Origin of the sequence: Rhodoferax sp. (assembly GCF_014859475.1) — a bacterium.
Lineage (GTDB): Bacteria > Pseudomonadota > Gammaproteobacteria > Burkholderiales > Burkholderiaceae_C > Rhodoferax.
This window is the reverse complement of record NZ_JACUUE010000142.1, coordinates 1-6,626: the sequence shown is the minus strand read 5'-3', so window position 1 is coordinate 6,626 and position 6,626 is coordinate 1. Positions and strand designations below refer to the sequence as shown.

Annotated in this window: 7 protein-coding genes; 1 reads left to right on the top strand and 6 read right to left on the bottom strand. The window is 62.7% G+C overall.

Annotated elements, in window-relative coordinates:
• A partial coding sequence (gene bamC / locus IBX54_RS11205) for an outer membrane protein assembly factor BamC (RefSeq protein WP_296542737.1) occupies positions 1-1,014 on the top strand: 1,014 nt, incomplete at its 5' end.
• A 263-nt stretch (positions 1,015-1,277) separates the two neighbouring features.
• Here bamC and IBX54_RS11200 read toward each other — a convergent pair.
• The 6 genes from IBX54_RS11200 to IBX54_RS11175 all read right to left on the bottom strand — a co-directional run bounded on the left by IBX54_RS11200 (position 1,278) and on the right by IBX54_RS11175 (position 6,522).
• Positions 1,278-1,934, bottom strand: a complete 657-nt coding sequence (locus IBX54_RS11200; RefSeq protein ID WP_296542738.1) for a nitroreductase — start codon at positions 1,932-1,934, stop codon at positions 1,278-1,280.
• Positions 1,935-1,999: 65 nt separating this feature from the next.
• Complete coding sequence (locus tag IBX54_RS11195) at positions 2,000-2,431, bottom strand: thioesterase family protein (protein ID WP_296542736.1); 432 nt, start codon at positions 2,429-2,431, stop codon at positions 2,000-2,002.
• Between the two features lie 6 nt (positions 2,432-2,437).
• Positions 2,438-3,868 carry a LutB/LldF family L-lactate oxidation iron-sulfur protein gene (locus tag IBX54_RS11190; RefSeq protein ID WP_296542735.1) on the bottom strand — a complete coding sequence of 477 codons (1,431 nt, stop codon included), beginning with the start codon at positions 3,866-3,868 and terminating at the stop codon, positions 2,438-2,440.
• Positions 3,865-4,587, bottom strand: a complete 723-nt coding sequence (locus IBX54_RS11185; RefSeq protein WP_296542734.1) for a lactate utilization protein — start codon at positions 4,585-4,587, stop codon at positions 3,865-3,867. The genes IBX54_RS11190 and IBX54_RS11185 overlap by 4 nt, the downstream gene beginning before the upstream one ends.
• On the bottom strand, positions 4,584-5,402 hold the full coding sequence (locus tag IBX54_RS11180) for a (Fe-S)-binding protein (protein WP_296542733.1): 819 nt from the start codon (positions 5,400-5,402) through the stop codon (positions 4,584-4,586). The genes IBX54_RS11185 and IBX54_RS11180 overlap by 4 nt, the downstream gene beginning before the upstream one ends.
• 196 nt (positions 5,403-5,598) lie before the next feature.
• Positions 5,599-6,522 (bottom strand): histone deacetylase, encoded by a 924-nt coding sequence (locus IBX54_RS11175; protein ID WP_296542732.1) that lies wholly within the window; start codon positions 6,520-6,522, stop codon positions 5,599-5,601.
• Positions 6,523-6,626: the final 104 nt, after the last annotated feature.

The window sequence follows — 6,626 nt, the reverse complement described above, 5'->3', positions numbered from 1 at the left end:
GGTGACAGGGTGGACTACAAAAGCGCCGGCAAAGCGCCATCGCTTGAAGTGCCGCCCGACCTGACGCAGCTCTCGCGCGAGACGCGTTATGTGGTGCCTGGCAGCGCCATCACGGCCTCCAGTTTCCAGATCGGCCAAAGCAGCGGACAGACCACGCCGACCGCGGCCAGCGCGCTGGGTGATGTCCGCATCGAGCGCGCCGGTACCCAGCGCTGGCTGGTGATCAGCCGCCCCGCCGACGCACTGTGGCAACCGGTGAAAGACTTCTGGCTGGAAAACGGCTTTTTGCTGGTAATGGAGCAGGCCAACCTGGGCATCATGGAAACCGATTGGGCCGAAAACCGGGCCAAAATTCCACAGGACATCATCCGCAGCACCATTGGCAAGGTGTTCGATTCGCTGTATTCCACCGGTGAGCGTGACAAGTTCCGCACCCGGCTGGAGCGCAATGCCAGCGGCGGCACCGACGTTTTCATCAGCCACCGCGGCATGGTCGAGGTTTATAACAGCACGGCCAAAGACCAGACCGTGTGGCAGCCGCGCGCTGCCGACCCCGAGCTCGAAGCCGAATTTCTGCGCCGTCTGATGGTCAAGCTAGGTGTCTCCGAAGAACAATCCAAAGCCGTCATTGCCGCTGGGCCAGTCACCCAAAGTGCCCGCATCGACACCGTGAGCGGTCAGCCGGTGGTACGCCTGGACGACAACTTTGACCGCGCCTGGCGCCGCGTGGGCCTGGCGCTTGACCGCACCAACTTCACCGTGGAAGACCGCGACCGCAGCCAGGGCGTTTATTTTGTGCGCTATGTGGTGCCCAACGCCGACAAGGCCGAGCCTGGCTTCTTTGGCAAGCTCTTTGGCGGCTCCGCCAAAGAAAGTGCGCCACAAAAATTCAAGGTTTCTGTGGTCAGTCAGGACAACACCAGCTTGGTGTCGGTGCAAAATGCCGACGGCAGCGCTGCCGCCACCGCAGATGCCCAGCGCATCGTGAAGGTGCTTGCGGAAGACCTCAAGTAAGAAACAGGGAAATTGTCACTGCGAGCCATCCGTACCTGGCCCGATACCGCACACGGACCTTGAACAGAAACTCCGTCATCGCGAGGCCGCAGGCCGTGGCGATCCATGCAGTCCGGAAGTCATGGATTGCCGCGCTTCGCTCGCAATGACGGGGATGTTCATGGAAAGGCCGCAGGCCGTGGCGATCCAGGCAGTCCGGAAGTCATGGATTCACTGCGTTCGCAATGACGGCGCTCCGCACGCAACGTCCATGGAGCTGTTATTCACTCAAGCCAGTGGGTGAACTCTGAAACCGCCACACGCGGGGTGCGAAAGCTGTTGACCAGCTGATCGGCCTCGGCGTAGCCCAGCGCCATGCCGCACACCAGCATCTCTTCGGCACCGGCGCCAATGTGCGGCAGGATGATGCTGGCAAAACTGTTCCAGGCGGCCTGCGGACAGGTGTCAAGACCCCTGGCACGCGCTGCCACCATGATGTTCTGCAAGAACATGCCGTAATCCAACAGCGAGCCGCGCCCCATGACCCGGTCGATGGTGAACATCAAACCCACCGGGGCGTCAAAAAAGCGGTAGTTGCGCTGGTGTTGCGCGTGCATTTTGTCTTTGTCGCCCTTGCCAATGCCCAGCAGGTTGTACAGGCCCCAGCCGTTTTCGCGGCGCCGGTCGATGTAGGGGCTGACCCACTTTTCGGGGTAATAGTCGTATTCTTCGCGGTACTCGGCGGCCAGCGCCGGGTTGGCGCGCAGCGCATCATGGGCAGCACAGACCTTGCTCACCAATGTAGCGCGGCTCTCGCCTTGCAGCACATAGACCTTCCAGGGCTGGGTGTTGGTGCCCGACGGCGCCCGGCTCGCCACCTGCAGGATGTCATGCAGGGTTTGCTGCGGCACGGCTTGTTGGGTAAAGGCGCGGGTGGACATGCGCGAGGTGATGGCGGTGTCCACGGTGGCCACGTGCAAATCTGCGGCCGGCAATTTTTCTGTTGTCAAACGAGTGTCTCCAAAACGGTTTTGAGTGGCTGGGGGAGCGCTGTGGGTCGGCGCGTGGCACGGTCCACATACACGTGAATGAAGTGGCCCTTGGCGGCAGTTAGCGGCGCGCCCTGCGCAAACAGGCCGACTTCGTAGCGCACGCTGGAGTTGCCCAACCGCGCCACGCGAATGCCGGCATCCACATTTTGTGGAAACGCCAGCGGCTCGAAATAGTTGCACTGGGTTTCGATCACCAGGCCGATGGTGCTGCCGTGTTCAATGTCGAGCACGCCCTGCTCGATCAGGTAGGCGTTGACCGCGGTGTCGAACCAGCTGTAGTAAATGACATTGTTGACATGGCCGTAGGCATCGTTGTCCATCCAGCGCGTGCTGATGGTTCGGAATACCTTGTAGGCGCTGCGTGGTTCAGGTTGAGGTTTGTGCATGGTGCACTATTTTCGCTCCTTCAGCAGGTCGCGCAAACGCTTTGGCGCGGGCACCAGCGGTGTGCGGCTGCGCGTCCAGGCGCCCTGCTCGGACGGCGACAGGGCGCGGCCCCGGCTCATGAACCACGACGCCAGCTTGTACAGCCCGCTGCGGCTATACACCTGCGCCCAGGCATTCCACACCGCTGTGCCTGCCACGGTGCGGCCAGCGCCACTGCCGCGCAAGGTGGCGTCTTCGCTTTCGGGCTTGGCTTGCGACTCGTTGCGCAAGCGCACCAGAATGTCGGTGATCGGAATCTTGACCGGGCACACTTCAACACAGGCGCCGCACAACGTGGAGGCGAAGGCCAGCGGGTAGGTGGCATCGAGCCCCAGCATGTGCGGCGAAATGATGGCGCCGATCGGCCCTGGGTAGGTGGTGCCATAGGCGTGGCCGCCAATGCGCGCATACACCGGGCAGTGGTTCATGCAGGCGCCGCAGCGGATGCACTTGAGGGTTTCGCGCAGCTCTTCGTCGGCATAGGCCTGGGTGCGGCCGTTGTCGAGCAGGATCAGGTGAACTTCTTCGGGGCCGTCTTTTTCGCCGGGCTTGCGCGGGCCGCTGATCAGATTGAAATAGGTGGTGACCGCCTGGCCGGTGGCCGAACGCGCCAGCAGGCTGTAGAGCGGCGGCACGTGTTCGAGTTTTTCCACCACTTTTTCGATGCCGGTAATGGCTATATGCACCTTGGGCACGGTGGTGCACATGCGGCCGTTGCCCTCGTTTTCGACCAGGCACAGGGTGCCGGTCTCGGCCACGCAAAAGTTGACGCCCGACAAGCCGATGTCGGCATCGGCAAACTTGCGCCGCAGCACCCGGCGCCCAATGCGGATCAGCGCATCGACGTCTTCGGTGTAGGCCACGCCGGGGATTTCCTTGGCAAACAGTTCGGCAATGGCTTGCTTGGTCTTGTGGATGGCCGGCATGATGATGTGCGACGGCGCCTCGCCGGCCAACTGCACGATGTACTCGCCCATGTCGGATTCCAGCGCCTCGATGCCCGCCGCCTCCATGGCGTGGTTGAAGCCTACTTCTTCGCTGACCATCGACTTGCCCTTGATGACCGTCTTGGCTTTCACCCGTTGCGCGATAGCCAGGGCGATGGCGTTGGCCTCGTCGGGGTTTTGTGCCCAGTGCACCTGGACGCCGTTGGCGGTGAGCTTGGCCTCTAGTTGCTCCAGCAAGCGCGGCAGATGCGCCAGGCTATAACGGCGAATCTCCGAACCCAGCTCGCGCAGACCCTGCAACTCGTCCTGATCCGGGAACTGGGCGCGCCGCTTGGCCTGCAAAAAGTCCATGGCGCCGCGAAAATTCTTGCGCTGGCCCGGATCGTTGAGCACGCCGTGGCTGCGCGCCTTGAAATCTTCCATCGGGTGGATTTTGATGACCTGGCTCATGCGGCTGCTCCTGAGGTAACGTGGTCGGCGTGGCACAACAGCACCACCAGTTCACGCGGGCCGTGGGCGCCATAGGCCAGCGTTTGCTGGATGTCGGCGGTTTTGGACGGGCCGCAGATGAGCAAGGCGTTGGTTGGCAAACCGTTCGCCCAGCCCTCTGCCGTCATGGCGGAATAAAAATCTGCGTGGATGGTCGCCACATCGAGCAGCACAAAGTGCACCGACGGCACCAGGCTCATCAGTCGCGGCTCTTGCGGTGTCGGCCACAAAATCAGGCTGCCAATTTCAGCAATGGCGCTTTTGGCCAGCGTGAGCGACGCATCGATTTCATCAAACAGCACGTCGCGCCAGGAATCAATGGACTCGGCATAGCGTTTGAGTTCCAGATTGGCGGGCTGGCGTGCTTCCAGCTCGGCACCGTGCGGCGTGTCGCTGCCAATCAACAAATTACGCAGGCCTTTTTCGGCCATCAGGCGCAACAAGAGTTCGGGCCAATCGGCCACGGTGGTGTCGTGCACCTCGGTCTTGACGGCTTCGAGCGCAGCACGCCAGCGGGCCACGCGCTGGGCACTGTCTTCATGGCGTTGGTGCGCATCAAACCAGGCACTCACAGCGGGCAGCGGCAGCGGCGCTGGCGTGGCAGGGGCGCGCAACCGCGCCAGGATGCTGCTGCGCGCGTTGGCTTCGGCCGCTGCGGTGGGGCGCAAGGTGGCGTTCATGCGGCATCTCCTGAAGTGGCTTGTTCCGTGGTTCGGCGCCACAAAAAGCTGGCCATGTGTTCACCCGGCAAAGTTGCCTTGGGCAAGCCGGCCAGTTCATCCTGCTTGGCAGCGCGGCCGGTGATGTTGAGCATGCAGCCGCAGTCGGCACTGACCACACGCTCGGCGCCGGTGTCGCGGATGGCGGCCACCTTGTCGTTGACGATGGCCTCGGAAATATCGGGGTAGCGCATGGCAAAGGTGCCGCCAAAGCCGCAGCATTCCTCGATGCGCGCCTGCTCTACCATATTCACCTGGGCCAGGCGGTCGAGCAGCGCCATACTGGTCTCATGCACGCCCATTTCGCGGCGCGCGTGGCAGGAGGTGTGCAGCGCGATGGTGCAAGGCGCGCCCAGGTCAGGCTGGCTGAAATTGACCACGTGCACCAAAAATTCGGTGAGTTCATAAACCCGCTCGGACAAGTCCACCGCCTTGGCGTGCAACACAGGGTCGTCGGCAAACAGGTGCGGGTAATGCTTGCGGATCATGCCGCCACACGAGCCCGACGGAATCACCACCGGCCAGGGCTCGACGAACAGGTTGAGCTGCTGCAAGGCCACGGCGCGCGCCTCGTCCGGAAAACCGCTGCTGTGCGCCGGCTGGCCGCAGCAGGTTTGCGCTTCCAGGTAATGCACCCGGATGCCCTCGCGCTCGAGCAGGCGCACGGTGTCCAAGCCCGCCTCGGGGGTGAATTGGTCAATCAGACAAGTGGCAAACAGGTAAACGTCGGTCGGTTTGGGTGGATAGGTCCGCGCCTCAAAAGTGCTTGGGGTCATCAATCAGTCTCCTCGTATTAAATTGCACGCAGTTGGCTTGCAAGACTGGATTGTTAAACATTTGGCTATTTTGAGCTTGTGATATTTGCCGAGCCGGTTTGTCAAAAATTTCAAACGCCCAGAGCGGTCGCCTGCGTTGAGGGTGATCGTTCAGCGCACAGCGCCGGCTCCGGGCTTGCGCTTTGCGCCATCCGGGCTACGGCAGCGGCCAGCGCTGGGCGTGGTGCAATGCCGAGCGGAACGTGGCCAACTGAATTTGCACCGTTTCCTCGATCTGGCGGCCGTAACCACCCGCCATGACAAACGCCAGCGGAATGCGACGCTGCGCGCACCAATCGAACACACACTGATCACGCGCCGCCAGCCCGGCCTGCGTCAAGGCCAGGCGGCCCAGCCGATCGCCCGCGTAGGGGTCGGCGCCGGCCAGGTACAGCACCAAAGCCGGCTCGAAGCGCTGGCCCAGCGTTTGCAGCGCCGTCGCCAGCGCGGCCAGGTAGTCGTCATCGCCGCAGCCGTCGGGCAGCGCCACATCCAGGTCGCTGGCCTCCTTGCGAAACGGAAAGTTCTTGTCGCCATGCAGCGACAGCGTGAACACCGTGTCGTCGTGCTGAAAGATGTGCGCCGTGCCGTTGCCCTGGTGCACATCGAGGTCGATCACCGCCACCTTCAACACCTGGCGATGCCGACGCAGCCACTCGGCTTGCGCCAGTCGGGCAGCCACTGCCACGTCGTTGAAAACACAAAAACCGCCGCCCTTGTCGGCGTAGGCGTGGTGCGTGCCGCCCGCCAAATTGGCCGCCACCCCGCTTTGCAAGGCCGAGCGCACCGCCGCCACCGTGGCGCCTACCGAGCGGCGCGCCCGCTCCACCATGAAGTCACTCCAGGGAAAACCAATTTCACGCAGCGCCGCGGCACTGATCCGGCCACTGGCCAGACGCTCTATGTAATCAGGCGTGTGCACCAGCGCCAGTTGGCCATCGCTGGTCACGGGGGCTTCCAGCAGCTCGACCCCTGGCAAATGCTGTTTGATGGCTTCGCGCAGCATGGCGTATTTGGCCATGGGAAAGCGATGGCCCTCGGGCAACGGCAGCACGAAATGGTCGGAGTAAAAGGCTTGCATGCGCCTATTTTGACTTGCTGAGGATGCCTGCAGACTTGAGGATGTCGCCATTGCGAGCCGCCCGAATCCGGCCCAATACCGCACACGGACCTGGAACAGAGACC